Raw genomic sequence first — 16,875 nt, 5'->3', positions numbered from 1 at the left:
GGGGTTGGGGTGGCGGGGGTGTTCGGGATGGCGTTGTTCAACGATCCCGGTGTGCTGGCATGGGTGCTGTTCTGGTCGGCGCTGTCGGTCGCGGCGCTGTTGCCGCGCGCGGCGCGGTTCGACGATGCGTGGCGCTGGGCGATACGGCTGCTGCTGCACGGCGCCGGGGGCCCGATCAAGCTGCTCACCGACCTGCACCGCATCGCCACCCGGCCGCGGGCGAAGGGGGTGTCGGCACGGGCGCTGATCGCGACGCTGGCGCTGCCGGCGATCGGCGGCGCGCTGTTCGTCGCGCTGTTCGCCGCGGCCAACCCGCTGGTCGAGCAGGCGTTCGTCGCCCTCAGCCTGCCGCCACTGGACCGGGTGGTCCTGTGCGCCTTCGTCGCGCTGTTCCTATGGCCGGCGTTCCGCCCGCAACGCATCATCATGCGCGCCGCCGCGGCCCTGCCCGATCCCGAACCGGCGATACCGGGCACGTCGCTGCCGTCGGTCGTGATCGCGCTCGCCCTCTTCAACCTGATCTTCGCGGTGCAGAACGGGCTGGACATCGCATTCCTGTGGAGCGGGGCGAGCCTGCCCGAGGGACTGGGCGCGGCGGAATATGCGCATCGCGGCGCCTATCCGCTGATCGCGACCGCCGGGCTTGCCGGGTTCATGGCGCTGGCGATGCTGCGGCCGGGCAGCGCCAGCGCGGCCAGCCCATGGGCACGGCGACTGGTAACGCTGTGGGTCGCGCAGAACCTGGTGCTGGTCGCATCCAGCGTGCTGCGGACGCTCGACTATATCGGCGAATCGATGCTGACCGCGTGGCGGATCGCGGCCCTGCTGTGGATGGCGCTGGTCGCACTGGGCCTGATCCTGATCTGCTGGCGCATCCTCGCGCAGCGCAGCGCGCGGTGGCTGATAAACGGCAACGCGCTGGCCGGAGGGCTGGTGCTGGCGGTGTGCGCGTTCGTCGATCTGGGCGCGATCGCGGCGCGGTGGAATGTCGACCATGGCCGCGCGGGGCAGGTCGACCTGTGCTATCTGCGTTCGGTCGGCAACGGTGCGCTGCTGCCGGTGATCGCGCTGGAGCGGCGGACGCGGCGCCCCGCACTGCGCGCCGGGGTGCGCGCCGTTCGCATCGAACTGTACGACGATCTGGCGGAGCGGCAATCGCGCTGGACCGGGTGGACGCCGCGCGGTGCCCGCCGCCTGTCCGCCGCGCGTGCGCAGATCGGCGAGCGCGCATGGCCGGCGGACCCGCATGCCCGCGACTGCCGCGGGCTGGTGATCCCGCCCCCGCCGCCCGCCCCGTCGGTGCGGCCTTGACGGCAGGCACGATGGCGCTGATCCAGTGCCCCATGCCGCGCACGATCCTGATCGCCGACGACGATCCGCACATCCGCCAGTTGCTGGCGTTCGCGCTGACCAAGGCCGGGCTGACCCCGGTCGAGGCGGAGGATGGCGAGGCCGCGCTGGCGGCGGTCGCGGAACAGGCGCCCGACCTGATCGTGCTCGACATCAACATGCCGCGCATGGACGGGATCGAGGTGTGCCGGCGGCTGCGCGCCGACAGCGACCTGCCGATCCTGTTCCTGTCGAGCCGCGACGACGAGATCGACCGGGTGCTGGGCATCGAGCTGGGCGCCGACGATTATGTCGTGAAGCCGTTCTCGCCGCGGGAGGTGGTGGCGCGGGTGATGGCGATCCTGCGCCGAGTCGGCAGCCGCCCGCCGGCGGTCGAGAGCGCGGCGGCACCGTTGCAGCACGGCCGGCTGAAGATCGACCCCGACGGATGGCAGGCGAGCTGGGACGGGGCGCCGGTCGCGCTGACGGTCACCGAATTCGGCATCCTGCGCACGCTGATGGCGATGCCGTCGAAAGTGTTCAGCCGCGACGCGATCATCGACCGGCTGCATGGGCCGGGCTTCGCGATCACCGACCGCACGGTCGACAGCCATGTCCGCAACCTGCGCGCGAAGTTCGTCGCGGCCGGCGGCGACGACGTGATCGAGACGCGCGCCGGCATCGGCTATCGCCTCGGCACCTGCGGCGGCGCATGATCGCGAGGCTGCGTGCCGTCGTGCGGCGGCACTGGCCCCCGCTGCGGCTGCGCACGATCCTGCTCGCCACCTTCCTGTTCGTCGCCGCCTTGCCCGGGGTCGGCGCGCTGTTCCTGCGGGTGTACGAGAACAGCCTGCTGCGCCAGAGCGAGGCCGAGCTGGTCGCGCAGAGCGCCGCGCTGGCGGCGGCCGGGGCGGCGCTGTGGCCGGGCGGGCAGGACGCACGGATCGACCGCGGGCGCTATGCCTCGACGCTCGACCTGCGCCTGACCCGCATCCTGCCCGAACGCCCGGCACCACGACCGCTGGCGGGGGATGGCGATGCGGCGACGCGCGCATGGGCCGCGCGGCTGACGCCCGTGCTGCGGATGACGGCGGAAACGACGCTGGCGTCGATCCAGCTGCTGGCGCCCGATGGACGGATCGTCGCGCGCGGGCCGGCGGGACGCGGCTATGGCGACCTGCCCGAACTGCGCGCGGCGCAGGCCGGCCGGTCGCTGACGACGCTGCGGCGCAACGCCGCCTATCGCCCCGACTATCCGTTCGAATGGCTCAGCCGTGCGTCGAACCTGCGCATCCACCACGCCCGGCCGATCGTGGTCGATGGCCGGGTGGTCGGCATCCTGTTGCTGGCACGCTCGCCGCGCAGCCTGTTCGTCGGGCTGCACGAGGATCGCGGCAAGATCGCGTTCGGCATCGTCGCGATCTTCGCGACGCTGGTGGTGCTGAGCGGGCTGCTGTCGCGCGGCATCGTCCGCCCGGTCGAGGCGCTGCGCGATGCGACGCGCGCGGTGGCGGGCGGCGGGGGCCGCGTGCCCGATCCACCGGCGACGGCCGCGATCGAAATCCAGGCGCTGTACCGCGATTTCGGGGTGATGGCGGAGGCGATCGCGCACCGGTCGCGCTATCTGCGCGACTTCGCCCATGCGGTCAGCCACGAGTTCAAGACGCCGCTGGCGGGCATCCGCGGTGCGGTCGAGCTGTTGCAGGACCATGGCGACATGGCAGCGGGGGATCGCGAGCGGTTCCTGTCGAACATCGCCGCCGATGCCGACCGGCTGAACCTGCTGGTCAGCCGGCTGCTGGAGCTTGCCCGCGCCGACATGGCGACGCGCGAGGCGGGGGTGGCGAGCGACCTGCCGGGCGTGTTGCGCTGTGCCGCCGATGCCCATGCGACACCGGCCGTCACCCTGTCGCACGACCCGCTGCCCGCGGTGGCGGTGCCGCGCGGCGTGCTGGAGGCGGCGCTGTCGACGCTGATCGACAACAGCCGGCAGGCCGGGGCGGGAAGCGTCGCGGTCACGGCGCGGATCGCGGGCGAACAGGTGGTGGTGACGGTGGCCGACGATGGCCCGGGCATCGCGCCGGGCGATCGCGACCGGGTGTTCGAACCGTTCTTCACCACCCGCCGTGCGGCGGGCGGAACCGGACTGGGGCTGCCGATCCTGCGCTCGCTGCTGGAGGCGCATCGGGGGGCGATCACGCTCGATCCGGGCGCAGGAGCGGTGTTTCGGCTGTATCTGCCGGTGGCCGGCTGATACCCGAATCCTTGCCTGCCTCAGCCGGCGGCAGACGACGTTGCCGGCGCGGTCGTCCGGCGACCGATCCGTCGCGATGCGGCGATCTGCATCCCGTATCGCCGGCGAACCCGGCCGATTCCGCGGCGCATGGGTTGCCAAACGCATGCCATTCGTAATAGGCGGCGGTGGATAGGCCGGGAATCACGAGTCCCCGGCCCGACTCCGATTCTTTTGAGGACGCTTACCCCCCATGCAGATCATCGTCCGCGACAACAATGTCGACCAGGCGCTCCGTGCACTCAAGAAGAAGCTTCAGCGCGAAGGCGTGTATCGTGAGATGAAGCTGCGCCGGCACTATGAAAAGCCGTCGGAAAAGCGCGCCCGCGAGCGTGCCGCCGCGATCAGCCGCGCGCGCAAGGCCGACCGCAAGCGCGCCGAACGCGACCGGTAAGCACCTCGCCGGTGGCGGAGATCGGCAGCCGGATCGATGAGACCGGCACGCTGGTCCGCGACGGCGGCGCCTTCTATCTCCGCCGCGATGCCGGCGGGCGCTACCAGCTCGAACTGCTCCGTACCCCGGTCGACGAGGTCGAGAAGCGTGTCCGCGTCGGCGGCACGCTGATCGACGCCGATCTGGTCGATGCGGACAGCATCGTGTTGCTCTGACCGCACGATGCGGTGGCGGGTTCGGTCGGGCCATACGCCGATCACCCCGCCGGTAGATTGTCCTGCCGGCGGAGGCGAACGCACGCGCGCCTGAGCCTGATGACCTTGAACGGAACCGTTCGTCCTGAGTAGTCGCTGAGCTTGTCGAAGCGGCGTATCGAAGGACTGTGGTGATGCTTCGATACGGGCCTTCGACAAGCTCAGTCCCTACTCAGCACAAACGGTTCTTCCTGATGTCAGGTTCTTCCTGATGTCATCAGGCTATAAGGCCGATCGACATTCAGGCCGTACCCCCGCGCAGGCGGGGTCCAGAGTAACGGCAGGACGACATTCGTGGCTCTGGCCCCCCCGCCTGCGCGGGGGTACGCGCATCGCGTCGGCATGCGAAGCCTCGCAGCCGTCTGGACCCCCGCCTGCGCGGGGGTACGTGAACCAGAAAGATTCCTGATTCTGCTGGATGGTGCTCCAATTCGCTGAATATCGATCCGCCCTAAGCCTTCGGGAAAAGCGGCCATCTGTCAGCTCTTTCGGCGGCGGGCAGAGACCGCGTTGCGCGGTACGGGCCTCCTGTTACGTCACATTGCCTGCGAAAACAGCGATCAGAGCGGTTCTGGTTGCCGCATATGCGCGGCTCACCGGACCTCGAGCGGTTCCCGTCCCGCGCTCCCGGTAGAAGATCCGTTCTCGCTGAAGCTGACGTCCCGTTAAAATCAGGCGGGTCGCTGCGCTACCCCGCCCCGCCGTTCGTCGAGATGCGCCAGCGCCGTCTTCTCCAGTTCCTCCAGTTCGGCCACCGTCTGGTCCAGCGCCTGGCGTTGCAGGTTCAGCGTATCGATCCGGCTGCGGCAGCGGGCCGCCAGCGTCCGCATCTGCTCCTTCTGGTCCGTCTCGGCATAGAGGTCGAGAAACTCCTGAATCTCGCGTAGCGAAAAACCCAGCCGCTTGCCGCGCAGGATCAGCCGCATCCGGACGATGTCGCGGTGGCCATAGGCACGGTTGTTGCCGACGCGCACCGGGTGGATCAGCCCCTTGTCCTCGTACAGGCGCAGCGTCCGCGGCGTCACGCCCAGCTGTTCGGCCACGGCATGGATGCCGGTGAGCGCGTCGTCGTCGGCCGTCAATCGAACCTCCCGTCCTGCCATGGCATGCGCCGGTCGTCCGAACGCAGCGGTTGCACATGCACCGTGTACCCTATAGGGAAGATACATAACCTATACGTCATATGAGTGTCGACGAGATTCGCCGCCACTCGGGGAAAGGATCGATTCCATGGGTTCCGTCATCGCGGGTTACGTTCGCTCTCCCTTCCATTTGGCCGGCAAGGGCGCGCTGGCGCGGGTGCGGCCGGAGGATCTGGCGGCGCAGGTCGTGCGCGGGTTGATCGATCGCACCGGCGTCGACCCGGCGCTGGTCGAGGACATCGTGCTGGGCTGCGCCTTTCCCGAGGGTGAGCAGGGCCTCAACGTCGCGCGGCTGATCGGGCTGCTCGGCGACCTGCCGCTGTCGGTCGGCGGGATGACGGTGAACCGGTTCTGCGGATCGTCGATGAGCGCGATCCACATCGCCGCCGGGCAGATCGCGATCGGCGCGGGCGAGGCGTTCATCTGCGCCGGGCTGGAGTCGATGAGCCGCATCCCGATGGGCGGCTACAACCCGATGCCCAACCCCGCGCTCGCCGCGAAGAGCGCCGGCGCCTATATGGGCATGGGCGACACCGCGGAGAACGTCGCCACCCGCTACCAGATCACGCGCGACGAACAGGATGCGTTCGCCGTGGTCAGCCAGCGCAAGGCGGCAGCGGCACGCGCCGACGGGCGCCTGACCGACGAGATCGTGCCGATCGCGACCAGGGGCGGCACCGTCGCCGAGGACGGCACGATCCGCCCCGACACCACGGCCGAGGGGCTGGCCGGACTGAAGCCCGCCTTCCGTCAGGACGGGTCGGTCACCGCGGGCACGTCGTCGCCGCTGACCGACGGTGCCAGCGCGGTGCTGGTCACGTCGGAGGCGTTCGCGCAACGCCACGGGCTGGCGATCCTCGCCCGGATCAGGGGTGTGGGCATTTCTGGCTGCGAGCCCGAGACGATGGGCCTCGGCCCGATCGGTGCGTCGCGCAAGGCGCTGGAGCGCGCCGGGCTGACCGCCGCCGACATCGACATCGTCGAGATCAACGAAGCCTTCGCGGCCCAGGCGATCGCCTGCATCCGCGACCTGGGGCTGCGGGAAGAGACGATCAACCTCGACGGCGGGGCGATCGCGATCGGCCATCCGCTGGGCGCCACCGGCGCGCGGATCGTCGGCAAGGCCGCCAGCCTGCTCGCGCGCGAGGGCGGCCGCTATGCGCTGGCGACGCAGTGCATCGGCGGCGGACAGGGTATCGCCACCGTGCTGGAGCGCGTGTGACATGACCGGAACCATCGAGAAGGTCTGCGTCATCGGCGCCGGGGTGATGGGCGCCGGCATCGCCGCGCACGTCGCCAATGCCGGTATTCCCGTCCTGCTGCTCGACATCGTGCCCCGCGACGGGACCGATCGCGATGCGGTAGCGAAGGGGGCGGTCGCCCGCATGCTCAAGGCCGACCCGGCACCGTTCATGTCGAACGCCGCGGCGAAGCTGGTCGAGACCGGCAATATCGAGGACCATCTGGAACGCATCGCCGAATGCGACTGGATCGTCGAGGCGGTGGTCGAACGGTTGGACGTCAAGCAGGCGCTCTATGCCCGGATCGAGGCGCTGAAGCGGCCCGGCACGGCGGTATCGTCCAACACCTCGACCATCCCGCTCGACCATCTGGTCGCGGGGCGATCGGACCGGTTCAGGGCCGATTTCCTCATCACCCACTTCTTCAACCCGCCGCGCTACATGCGGCTGATCGAGATCGTGCGCGGCGCCGCCACCGACCCGGCGGTCGCGGACAGGGTCGAGACGTTCGTCGACCGGATGCTCGGCAAGCGGATCGTGCGGACCAGGGACACGCCGGGCTTCATCGCCAATCGCATCGGCACCTACTGGCTGGCGGTCGCGATCAACGCGGCGATGGACCAGGGGCTGGATATCGAGGAAGCCGACCAGATCGGCGGCCGGCCGATGGGCGTGCCCAAGACCGGCATCTTCGGGCTGGTCGATCTGGTCGGGATCGACCTGATGCCGCTGCTGTCGAAGAGCCTGACGTCGACCCTGCCGGCGGGCGACCCGTATTTCGACACCGTGCGGCCGATGCCGCTGGTCGACCGGATGATCGCGGAGGGTCTTACCGGACGCAAGGGCAAGGGTGGCTTCTACCGGTTCGACAAGGCGACGCGGACTAGGTTCGCGATCGACCTCGCTACTGGTGAATATCGCGAACAGCGCAAGCCCGACGACCTTCCGCGCGAGGCGGCGAGCGACATCGGCGCGCTGATCGACCTGCCGGGCAGGGCCGGGACCTATGCGTGGGCGATCGTGGGACAGGTGCTGCCCTATGCCGCGATGCTGGTCGGCGCGGCGGCGGACGATATCGTCGCGATCGATGACGCGATGAAGCTCGGCTACAACTGGAAATACGGGCCGTTCGAACTGATCGACCGGATCGGCGCGGCGCGCCTGACCGCGCGGTTGCGCGACGAGGGACGGGCGGTGCCGCCGATCCTCGACACGGTCGGCGACCGGCGCTTCTATCGGGTGGAGGATGGCCGACGCCAGTATCTGACGCAGGACGGCACCTATGCCGATGTCGTGCGCTCCGACGGGGTGTTGCTGCTGGAGGACGTCAAGCTGCGCGCCGAACCGCTGCTGCGCAACGAATCGGCGGCGGTGTGGGACGTCGGCGACGGCGTCGCCTGCTTCGAGTTCACCGGCAAGAGCAACGCGCTCGACGACAAGGTGCTGGCGCTGATCGGCGAGGCGATCCCGCTGGTCGCGTCCCGGTTCAAGGCGCTGGTGATCTACACCGACGCCGCCAATTTCTCGGTCGGCGCGAACCTGTTCCTTGCGCTCTGGGCGGTCAAGGCGGGCCAGTGGGAGGCGATCGACCGGTTGATCGCGGGCGGGCAGCAGGCGTTCAAGGCGCTGAAATACGCGCCGTTCCCGGTCGTCGCCGCGCCGGCGGGCATGGCGCTGGGCGGGGGGTGCGAGATCAGCCTTCATGCCGACGCGATACAGGCGCATGCCGAAACCTATATGGGGCTGGTCGAGGCCGGCGCCGGACTGGTGCCGGGCTGGGGCGGGCATGGCGAGATGCTCGACCGCATCGCACGGACGCCGGGGATGCCGCGCGGGCCGATGCCGGCGGTCGCGAAGGCGTTCGAGATGATTTCGACCGCGCGGGTGTCGAAGTCGGCGGCCGAGGCGCGCGAGATGGCGCTGCTGCGCCGGAGCGACGGCATCACGATGAACCGCGACCGGCTGCTGGCCGATGCGAAGGCCAAGGCGCTGGCACTGGTCGAGGGCTATGTCGCGCCCGAACCGCCGGTGTTCCGCCTGCCCGGCGCGGGCGGGCGCGTCGCGATCGCCGACACGGTGAAGAGCTTCCGTGCCAAGGGGATGGCGACGCCCTATGACGAGGTCGTCGCCGGCCGGCTGGCGCAGGTGCTGACCGGCGGGGAGGCCGATCTGGTCGACGTGGTGAGCGAGGACGCGCTGCTGACGCTGGAACGCGAACAGTTCGCCGAGAGCATGCGGGATACGCGGACGCAGGAACGCATCGAGCATGTGCTCAAGACCGGCAAACCGCTGCGCAACTGATCGGCGCACGCAAGGATTTGGGAGACGGACATGAAGGTGGTGGTGCCGGTCAAGCGTGTGCTTGATTACAATGTGAAGCCGCGTGTGAAGGCGGACGGTTCGGGTGTGGATCTTGCGAATGTGAAGATGAGCATGAACCCGTTCGACGAGATCGCGGTCGAGGAAGCGATCCGGTTGAAGGAGCAGGGCGTGGCGAGCGAGATCGTGGTGGTCTCGATCGGTGAGCAGAAGTCGCAGGACACGCTGCGCACCGCGCTGGCGATGGGTGCCGACCGCGGCATCCTCATCACCAGCGAGACGAAGGTCGAACCGCTGGGCGTCGCCAGGCTGCTGAAGGCGGTGATCGACGAGGAAGCGCCCGGGCTGGTGATCCTCGGCAAGCAGGCGATCGACGACGACAACAACCAGACCGGACAGATGCTCGCGGCGCTCACCGGCTATCCGCAGGGCACCTTCGCCAGCAAGGTCGAGGTGTCGGGCGAGACGGTGAACGTCACGCGCGAGGTCGATGGCGGGCTGGAGACGGTGGCACTCACCCTGCCCGCGATCGTCACCACCGATCTGCGCCTCAACGAGCCGCGCTATGCCTCGCTGCCCAACATCATGAAGGCCAAGTCCAAGCCGCTGGCGGCCAGGACCGCCGCCGACTACGGCGTCGACGTGACGCCGCGGCTGACGACGGTGAAGGTCGAGGAACCGGCGAAGCGGCAGGCCGGGGTGAAGGTTGCCGATGTCGATGAGCTGGTCGGCAAGCTCAAGACGCTGGGAGTGGTCGCATGAAGACGCTGGTTTGGGTCGAACATGACGGGCAGGCGGTCAGGGACGCGACCTATGCCGCGGTCACCGCCGCGGCGAAGCTGGGCGAGGTCGAGGTGCTGGTCGCGGGACAGGGCGTCGACGGCGTCGCGCAGGCTGCGGCGCAGATCGCCGGGGTGACGAAGGTGCTGGTCGCCGACGACGCGGCGTTCGCGCACAATCTGCCCGAGAATGTCGCGCCGCTGGTGGTCGAGCTGATGGGTACGCGCGACGCGTTCCTCGCCGCCGCCACCACGACCGGCAAGAACATCGCGCCGCGCGTCGCCGCGCTGCTCGACGTGATGCAGATTTCGGAGATCCTGTCGGTCGAGGGACCGGACAGCTTCACCCGGCCGATCTATGCCGGCAACGCCATCGCCACGGTGAAGACCAGCGACCCCAAGCTGGTGCTGACGGTACGCGGCACCGCGTTCGACAAGGCGGCGCCGACCGGCGGCACGGCGACGGTCGAGGCGGCCGCATCGACCGGCGGTGCCAGTGCTGATCGGGGCGTGTCGCGCTTCGTCGGTGCCGAGATCGCGGCATCGGAACGCCCCGAGCTGACCAGTGCGAAGATCATCGTCTCGGGCGGGCGCGCGCTGGGGTCCGAAGAGCAGTTCCACGCGCTGATCGATCCGCTGGCCGACAAGCTGAACGCCGCGGTCGGCGCGTCGCGCGCGGCGGTGGACGCGGGCTATGCGCCCAACGACTATCAGGTCGGCCAGACCGGCAAGATCGTCGCGCCCGAAGTCTATATCGCGGTCGGCATCTCGGGCGCGATCCAGCATCTGGCGGGCATGAAGGACTCCAAGGTCATCGTCGCGATCAACAAGGACGAGGACGCGCCGATCTTCCAGGTCGCCGATGTCGGGCTGGTCGGCGACCTGTTCACGCTGGTGCCGGAGTTGACCGCCAAGCTGTGAGTGAAGCAGCGCCAAGCTGCTGAACGGTGCGCGCGGGGCAAAGCCCCCCAAGCGCACATAGCGACGGCCGGCCGGCGTCGCCACACCGACGACCGACGACGCGGGGTTTATCCCCGCGGCGGCCTACCCCGTAAGATCAACGATCCTCCCCGGCACGGGGAGGGGGACCATGCGCAGCATGGTGGAGGATGGTTTCCACGCAGAGACGCGGCAGCGTTCGCGGCCCGCCCCCTCCACCAGCTACGCTGGTCCCCCTCCCCGTGCCGGGGAGGATTTCTACCCCCCGCTACTTCGCCGCCACCGGCAACGGCACCGCCGGATCGAGCGGAATCGCCACCCGCTTCGCCCGTTCACGCTTCGATGGCCCGCCCTTCACCCCGCGCACGATGTCGCCAAGCAGCTTGCCGACGTCCTTGTATTCGCCCGGCTCTTCGCAGCAGCTGCCCGGATCGACCAGCTTGCCCACCGCGCGGACGAGGAACGTGCCGCCGCCGAAGATATCGACGCCGGTGGTGCATCCTTCCGAGCGGGTCGCGCACGGGCTGATCGCCGCCACCTCCGCGCCGCGGCCGTCGGCATAGGGGTTTGATGCCAGCGGTCGGTCGGGCGGGGTGCGTTCGCCCGGCAGGGGGATGCGCGAGTCGCGCGCCGCTTCGCCGCACACGAGGATCTCATCGTCCTGCGAGTTGCGTCGCCGCGAGGCGCAGGGGTCCGCGAGGATGGAAATACGCTCGGGCGGGGCGCGCAGCGGGACCGCAGGTGTGGCGGCCTGTCCGGCGAGCAGCAGCATCATGGCATGTATCGGCATCGGTCCCATATCCTTCGCGCATGGCCCGATGCCACCCCTAGCACTTGTCGCGACGGCTGACGACGCGGTAGCGTGGCGCCATGCTGCTGCCGCTCCTGCTCCTCGCCGCCCAGGCCCCTGCCCCCTCCGCGCAGGACCGTGCGCGCGCCGAACGGGTGCTGCAACGCGCGCCGATCATCGACGGGCATAACGACCTGCCGTGGGGCATTCGCGAGCATCATCATGCCGCGGTCGAATCGGTCGACCTGACCGCCGATACCAGCCGGATCGACCCGCCGCTGCAGACCGACCTGCCGCGCATGGCGCGCGGCCATGTCGGCGGGCAGTTCTGGTCGGTGTGGATCCCGGCGGCGACGACCGGCCCGGCGGCGGTGGAGACGACGATCGAACAGATCGACATCGTCCGCCGGATGATCGCCGCCAATCCGGCGCGCATGGCGCTGGCGCGCGACGCGGCCGACATGGCGCGCATCGCGAAGAGCGGTCGGATCGCCTCGCTGATCGGCGTGGAGGGCGGGCACCAGATCGACGGGCGGCTGTCGGTGCTGCGCCAATATTACAATCTCGGCGTACGCTACATGACGCTGACCCATACCAAGAGCGTCGGCTGGGCCGATGCGTCGACCGACACCCCGCAGGCGAACGGCCTGACCCCGTTCGGGCGGCAGGTGGTGCAGGAGATGAACCGGCTGGGCATGCTGGTCGACATATCGCATGTGTCCGACGCGACGATGGCGGCGGCGCTGGCGGTGTCGAGGGCGCCGGTGATCGCGTCGCATTCCAACGCGCGTGCGCTGGCCGACCGGCCGCGCAACATTCCCGACGACCTGCTGCGTGCAATCGGGGCCAAGGGCGGCGTGGTGATGGTCAACGCCTATCCCGCGTTCCTGTCCAGCGAATGGAATGCGTGGGACAATCGTCGCGGTGCCTTTGCCAGGGCACAGGGGCTGCCGGGCAATCGCTATGGCGTGCAGACGCCGCCGGCGATCCGGGCGTGGGAAGCCGCCAACCCCGCGCCGCGCGTGACGGCGGCGACGATGGCCGACCATGTCGAGCATATCGCGAAGGTCGCCGGTCGTGCCTCCGTCGGGATCGGCGGCGATTATGACGGGATTTCAGGCACCGGGCCGGAGGGCATGGGCGGGGTCGACGGTTATCCGCTGCTGTTCGCCGAACTGGCGCGGCGCGGGTGGAGCGACGCCGACCTCGCGGCGCTGGCGCAGGGCAATGTGTTGCGGGCGCTGGGACAGGCGGAGGCGGTGGCGAAGACGATGGCGGGGCAGCGCCCGGTCGACGCTATCTATCCCTGACCGGGGCGAAGCGCAGCAGCGCCGCGCCGAGCAGCGCCGAGAGCAGCGATCCGGCCAGCACGCCGATCTTCACCTGATCGATCGCCGCGGCATCGCCGGCAAAGGCGAGGCCGCCGATGAACAGGCTCATGGTGAAGCCGATCCCGGCCAGCGCCGCGACGCCCCACAGCTGGACCCAGTTCGCGTCCCCCGGCCGCGGCGACAGCCCGGTCCGCACCGCCAGCCAGATCGCGCCGAGCACGCCGACCTGCTTGCCGACGAACAGCCCGACGGCGACCGCCAGCGGCAGCGGCGCCCACAGGATCGACAGCGGCACGCCGGTCACCGCCACCCCGGCGTTGACGAAGCCGAACACCGGCACCACGCCGAACGCGACCCACGGATGGATGGCATGTTCCAGCCGGTGCAGCGGCGAATCGATCGCTTCGGGCGCACCGGGGGTGGGCTTTGCCGGGATCGTCATGGCGACCAGCACGCCCGCGACGGTAGCGTGGATGCCCGACAGGAACACGAAATACCACAGCGGCACGGCGAGGATCAGATAGGGGGCAAGCCGCATCACGCCGCTGCGGTTGAGTGCGACGAGCATCGCCAGCACCAGGGCTGCCCCTGCCAATGCCGTGAGGTCGAGGTCGCTGGTATAGCCCAGCGCGATGATCGCCACCGCGCCCATGTCGTCGACGATCGCCAGCGTCGTGAGGAACAGTTTGAGGGCCGCCGGCACCCGTTTGCCCAGCAGCGCCATGACCCCGACCGCAAAGGCGATGTCGGTCGCCGCCGGGATCGCCCAGCCCCGCGCGATACCGGGCGCGTTTCGTGCCACCAGCAGGTAGAGGATCGCCGGCACCGCCATCCCGGCGGCGGCCGCGATCACCGGCAGGCGGCGTTGCTCCCATGTCGCCAGCCGCCCGTCGACCAGCTCGCGCTTTATCTCCAGCCCGACCAGCAGGAAGAACAGCGCCATCGCCGCGTCGTTGACCCACAGGTGCAACGTCATCGCGCCGTGGCGTTCGCCGAGCACCGGTCCGGTCACGAGGTGCAGCAGGTGGAAATAGGCGGTGGCGGTGCCGGGCCAATTGGCAAGCAGCAGCGCGATCGCCGAGGCCAGCATCAGGACGATTCCCCCCGATGCCTCGCCATGGAGAAACGCACGCAGCATGGAACGGGGGCGGGTCATGCCCCGCCCCTAGCAAATCCTTCCCCGCTGCGGGGAGGAGTTTCAGTCGCGCAGCAGATCGTTGATGCTGGTCTTCGACCGGGTCTGCGCGTCGACGCGCTTGACGATCACCGCACAGTACAGCGCGGGCTTGCCGTCGCCGCCGCCGATCGAGCCGGGCACCACCACCGCATAGGGCGGGACTTCGCCGCGGAACGTTTCGCCGGTCGCGCGGTCGATGATTTTGGTCGAGGCACCGAGATACACGCCCATCGACAGGACGGCGCCTTCGCCGACGCGGACACCCTCCGCCACTTCCGCGCGCGCGCCGATGAACGCGCCGTCGCCGATGATGACCGGATCGGCCTGCAGCGGTTCGAGCACGCCGCCGATGCCCGCGCCGCCCGACAGGTGGACGTTGCGGCCGATCTGCGCGCAGCTGCCGACGGTCGCCCAGGTATCGACCATCGTGCCTTCGCCCACATAGGCGCCGATGTTGACGAAGCTGGGCATCAGGATCGCGCCCTTGCCAACGAACGCGCCGCGGCGGACGATGCTGCCGGGTACCGCGCGGAAGCCGGCCTCGCGGAAGCGGTGTTCGCCCCAGCCGGTGAACTTGCCGGGCACCTTGTCGAACCAGTTGGTGCCGCCGGGGCCGTCCATCACCTGGTTGTCGTTCAGGCGGAACGACAGCAGCACCGCCTTCTTCAGCCACTGGTTGACCTGCCAGCCGCCGCCCTCGACCGGTTCGGCCACCCGCGCCTCGCCCGAATCGAGCAGCGCGAGCGCGGCGTCGACCGCATTGCGGACCTCGCCCTGCGTGTGGACGGTCAGTTCGGCGCGGTTTTCCCAGGCGGTATCGATCTGGGCGGCAAGGTCGGTCATGATTCCTCCACGAAGCGTAGCCACGCGACGATATCGTGCGTGGTGTAATCGATATGGTCGCGCGCCACGGGCGGCCCCTGTTCGGACCCGTTGTCGACCCACACGGTGGTCATCCCCACCGCCTTGGCCGGCACGAGGTTGCGCGCCATGTCCTCGGCGAACAGCGCGGTCGTCGGATCGATCGCCCACGCGGCGCACAGCCCGGCATAGGCGCTGACATGCGGTTTGGGGCGATAGGCGGTGGCGTGGATGTCGTGAATCCCCGCGAAACTGTCCGACAGGCCGAGCCGCGCCAGCACGCGCGTGGCATAGGGCACGTCGCCGTTGGTGAAGACCAGCTTGCGTCCCGGCAGCCCCGCCAGCAACCGCGGCAGGTCGGGATCGGGCACCAGCGGCGACAGGTCGATATCGTGGACGAAGTCGAGGAAATGGTGCGGATCGACCGCCTGTTCGGCCATCAGCCCCGACAGCGACGTGCCGTGGTTGTGGAAATGCATCTTCTGCACCCGGTGCGCTTCGTCGATATCGCAATCCAGCAGGTCGCAGATATACCGCCCCATCCGCGCCTCGATCTCGGCGAACAGGTTGGACGACGCCGGGTACAGCGTGTTGTCCAGATCGAAGATCCAGTCGCGGACATGGGAAAGCGCGGGCAGCATCGGGTGCGGGCTGTAGGCGGGTGCAACGCAAGCGGCAAGCCGATCCTCCCCATATCATGGGGCGGGGGACCAGCGCAGCTGGTGGAAGGGGGTTGGCCGCGCAACGCAACCCCCGTGGATGCCGACACCCCCCTCCACCACCGCTACGCGGCGGTCCCCCTCCCCGCGGAGCGGGGAGGATCTTTCAGGCGGCTTCGGTGCCTTCGATCCAGCCGCCGCCTAGCACCCGGTCGCCGGCATAGAGCACCGCCGCCTGCCCCGGCGCGACACCATATTCGGGGGCGTCGAACAGCAGCCGTTCGCCCGCCAGCCGCGCGGGCACCGGTTTGGCCATCGATCGCACCTTGGCGGTCAGCGGCCCGGCATGGTCGCCGCCGATCCAGTTGATGCCGGACAGGTGCGCCGCGCCGACCGCCAGCGCGCTGCGGGGTCCCACGACCAGTCGCCTGGTCGCCGGTTCGAGGCGAACGACGTAGAGCGGTTCGGCGAGGCCGCCGATCTCCAGCCCGCGGCGCTGTCCGACGGTATAGCCGACCAGCCCGCCATGGCGGCCCAATATCCGCCCTTCCAGATCGACGATCTCGCCGCCTTCGCGCGCTTCGGGGCGCAGCTTGCGGACGAGGCCGGCATAATCGCCGTCGGGAACGAAGCAGATGTCCTGGCTGTCGGGCTTGCCAGCGACGCCCAGCCCCAGTTCGGCGGCGATCTCGCGCACGCGCGCCTTGGGCATCGCGCCCAGCGGAAAGCGCAGGAAATCGAGCTGGTCCTGCGTCGTCGCGAACAGGAAATAGCTCTGGTCGCGCGCCGGGTCGACCGCGCGGTGCAGTTCGGCACCGTTCGGCCCCATCACGCGGCGGATATAATGACCGGTCGCGAGGGCATCGGCGCCGAGGTCGCGGGCGAGTGCGAATAGGTCGGTGAATTTCGGGCCCATGTTGCACTTCACGCACGGGATCGGCGTGCGCCCCGCCAGATAGGCGTCGGCGAAATCGTCGATCACCGTCTCGCGGAAGCTGCTTTCGTGGTCGAACACGTAATGCGCGATGCCGAGCCGATCGCACACCGCGCGGGCATCGCGGATGTCGCGCCCGGCGCAGCACGACCCCGCCCGCCCCACCGCCGCGCCATGGTCGTAGAGCTGCAACGTGACGCCGATCGTCTCCGCCCCGGTCGCATGGGCGAGCGCCGCCACGACCGAACTGTCGACGCCGCCCGACATCGCCACGACGATGCGGCGCGCGGAAACGGGGGAATCGAGCTGAAAATCGCCAAGGTCCATGGCGTGCCAGATAGGCGTTCCGCGAGCCGCTTGCAAAAATACGCGGCCATTTACCGGACCTTCAGCAGTCGTCCCCCATAACGCCATGCGATATCCACCTGGAAAG

Annotated in this window: 16 protein-coding genes; 10 read left to right on the top strand and 6 right to left on the bottom strand. The window is 69.5% G+C overall.

Translation table 11 applies throughout. The features are described 5' to 3' along the window. From QLH51_RS15645 to QLH51_RS15625, 5 genes are all read left to right on the top strand, one after another. The coding region (locus QLH51_RS15645) for a DUF4153 domain-containing protein (protein ID WP_164516211.1) at nt 1-1,311 on the top strand (1,311 nt) is incomplete at its 5' end. Nucleotides 1,312-1,343: 32 nt separating this feature from the next. After that, complete coding sequence (locus tag QLH51_RS15640; protein ID WP_125661087.1) at nt 1,344-2,045, top strand: response regulator transcription factor; 702 nt, start codon at nt 1,344-1,346, stop codon at nt 2,043-2,045. Continuing rightward, entirely contained in the window at nt 2,042-3,583 is a 1,542-nt protein-coding gene (locus QLH51_RS15635; RefSeq protein WP_125661084.1) for a sensor histidine kinase, read from the top strand. The genes QLH51_RS15640 and QLH51_RS15635 overlap by 4 nt, the downstream gene beginning before the upstream one ends. A gap of 232 nt (nt 3,584-3,815) precedes the next feature. Continuing rightward, nucleotides 3,816-4,016 carry a 30S ribosomal protein S21 gene (gene rpsU, locus QLH51_RS15630; RefSeq protein ID WP_055997902.1) on the top strand — a complete coding sequence of 67 codons (201 nt, stop codon included), beginning with the start codon at nt 3,816-3,818 and terminating at the stop codon, nt 4,014-4,016. Nucleotides 4,017-4,027: 11 nt separating this feature from the next. After that, nucleotides 4,028-4,231 carry a DUF5818 domain-containing protein gene (locus tag QLH51_RS15625; protein WP_125661081.1) on the top strand — a complete coding sequence of 68 codons (204 nt, stop codon included), beginning with the start codon at nt 4,028-4,030 and terminating at the stop codon, nt 4,229-4,231. A 710-nt stretch (nt 4,232-4,941) separates the two neighbouring features. On the opposite strand, the gene QLH51_RS15620 is transcribed toward QLH51_RS15625, so the two are convergent. Next, a complete protein-coding gene (locus tag QLH51_RS15620; protein ID WP_206429230.1) occupies nt 4,942-5,352 on the bottom strand; it encodes a MerR family transcriptional regulator in 411 nt (136 codons plus the stop codon). 148 nt (nt 5,353-5,500) lie between these two features. Here QLH51_RS15620 and QLH51_RS15615 point away from each other — a divergent pair, with 148 nt between their 5' ends. The 4 genes from QLH51_RS15615 to QLH51_RS15600 are packed head-to-tail and all read left to right on the top strand — an operon-like array spanning nt 5,501 to nt 10,672. After that, the gene (locus tag QLH51_RS15615; RefSeq protein WP_125661076.1) at nt 5,501-6,634 is read left to right on the top strand and encodes a thiolase family protein; all 1,134 of its coding nucleotides are present in this window, start codon (nt 5,501-5,503) and stop codon (nt 6,632-6,634) included. 1 nt (nt 6,635) lies between these two features. Next, the gene (locus tag QLH51_RS15610) at nt 6,636-8,954 is read left to right on the top strand and encodes a 3-hydroxyacyl-CoA dehydrogenase/enoyl-CoA hydratase family protein (protein WP_125661073.1); all 2,319 of its coding nucleotides are present in this window, start codon (nt 6,636-6,638) and stop codon (nt 8,952-8,954) included. A gap of 30 nt (nt 8,955-8,984) precedes the next feature. Next, nucleotides 8,985-9,734: an electron transfer flavoprotein subunit beta/FixA family protein gene (locus QLH51_RS15605; RefSeq protein WP_125661069.1), complete on the top strand. Its 750-nt coding sequence runs from the start codon at nt 8,985-8,987 to the stop codon at nt 9,732-9,734. After that, on the top strand, nt 9,731-10,672 hold the full coding sequence (locus QLH51_RS15600; protein WP_125661066.1) for an electron transfer flavoprotein subunit alpha/FixB family protein: 942 nt from the start codon (nt 9,731-9,733) through the stop codon (nt 10,670-10,672). The genes QLH51_RS15605 and QLH51_RS15600 overlap by 4 nt, the downstream gene beginning before the upstream one ends. Before the next feature lie 286 nt (nt 10,673-10,958). On the opposite strand, the gene QLH51_RS15595 is transcribed toward QLH51_RS15600, so the two are convergent. Then, complete coding sequence (locus QLH51_RS15595; RefSeq protein ID WP_125661063.1) at nt 10,959-11,480, bottom strand: hypothetical protein; 522 nt, start codon at nt 11,478-11,480, stop codon at nt 10,959-10,961. 80 nt (nt 11,481-11,560) lie between these two features. Between QLH51_RS15595 and QLH51_RS15590 the strand changes: the two genes are divergently transcribed. Continuing rightward, on the top strand, nt 11,561-12,790 hold the full coding sequence (locus QLH51_RS15590; RefSeq protein ID WP_125661061.1) for a dipeptidase: 1,230 nt from the start codon (nt 11,561-11,563) through the stop codon (nt 12,788-12,790). On the opposite strand, the gene nhaA is transcribed toward QLH51_RS15590, so the two are convergent. The 4 genes from nhaA to mnmA form a co-directional block, all read right to left on the bottom strand. Next, nucleotides 12,777-13,967, bottom strand: a complete 1,191-nt coding sequence (gene nhaA / locus QLH51_RS15585; RefSeq protein ID WP_125661058.1) for a Na+/H+ antiporter NhaA — start codon at nt 13,965-13,967, stop codon at nt 12,777-12,779. The two genes, QLH51_RS15590 and nhaA, sit on opposite strands and share 14 nt — an antisense overlap. Before the next feature lie 42 nt (nt 13,968-14,009). After that, nucleotides 14,010-14,831: a 2,3,4,5-tetrahydropyridine-2,6-dicarboxylate N-succinyltransferase gene (gene dapD / locus QLH51_RS15580; protein ID WP_125661055.1), complete on the bottom strand. Its 822-nt coding sequence runs from the start codon at nt 14,829-14,831 to the stop codon at nt 14,010-14,012. Beyond that, nucleotides 14,828-15,490: a pyrimidine 5'-nucleotidase gene (locus QLH51_RS15575; RefSeq protein WP_125661053.1), complete on the bottom strand. Its 663-nt coding sequence runs from the start codon at nt 15,488-15,490 to the stop codon at nt 14,828-14,830. The genes dapD and QLH51_RS15575 overlap by 4 nt, the downstream gene beginning before the upstream one ends. Nucleotides 15,491-15,674: 184 nt before the next feature. Beyond that, on the bottom strand, nt 15,675-16,769 hold the full coding sequence (gene mnmA / locus QLH51_RS15570) for a tRNA 2-thiouridine(34) synthase MnmA (protein WP_125661050.1): 1,095 nt from the start codon (nt 16,767-16,769) through the stop codon (nt 15,675-15,677). Nucleotides 16,770-16,875 lie beyond the last annotated feature (106 nt).

This window comes from Sphingomonas sp. 2R-10, assembly GCF_030062225.1.
In the GTDB taxonomy this organism is placed as follows: domain Bacteria; phylum Pseudomonadota; class Alphaproteobacteria; order Sphingomonadales; family Sphingomonadaceae; genus Sphingomonas.
The sequence above is the reverse complement of the archived record's forward strand: the minus strand, read 5'-3'. Positions and strand labels throughout refer to the sequence as shown.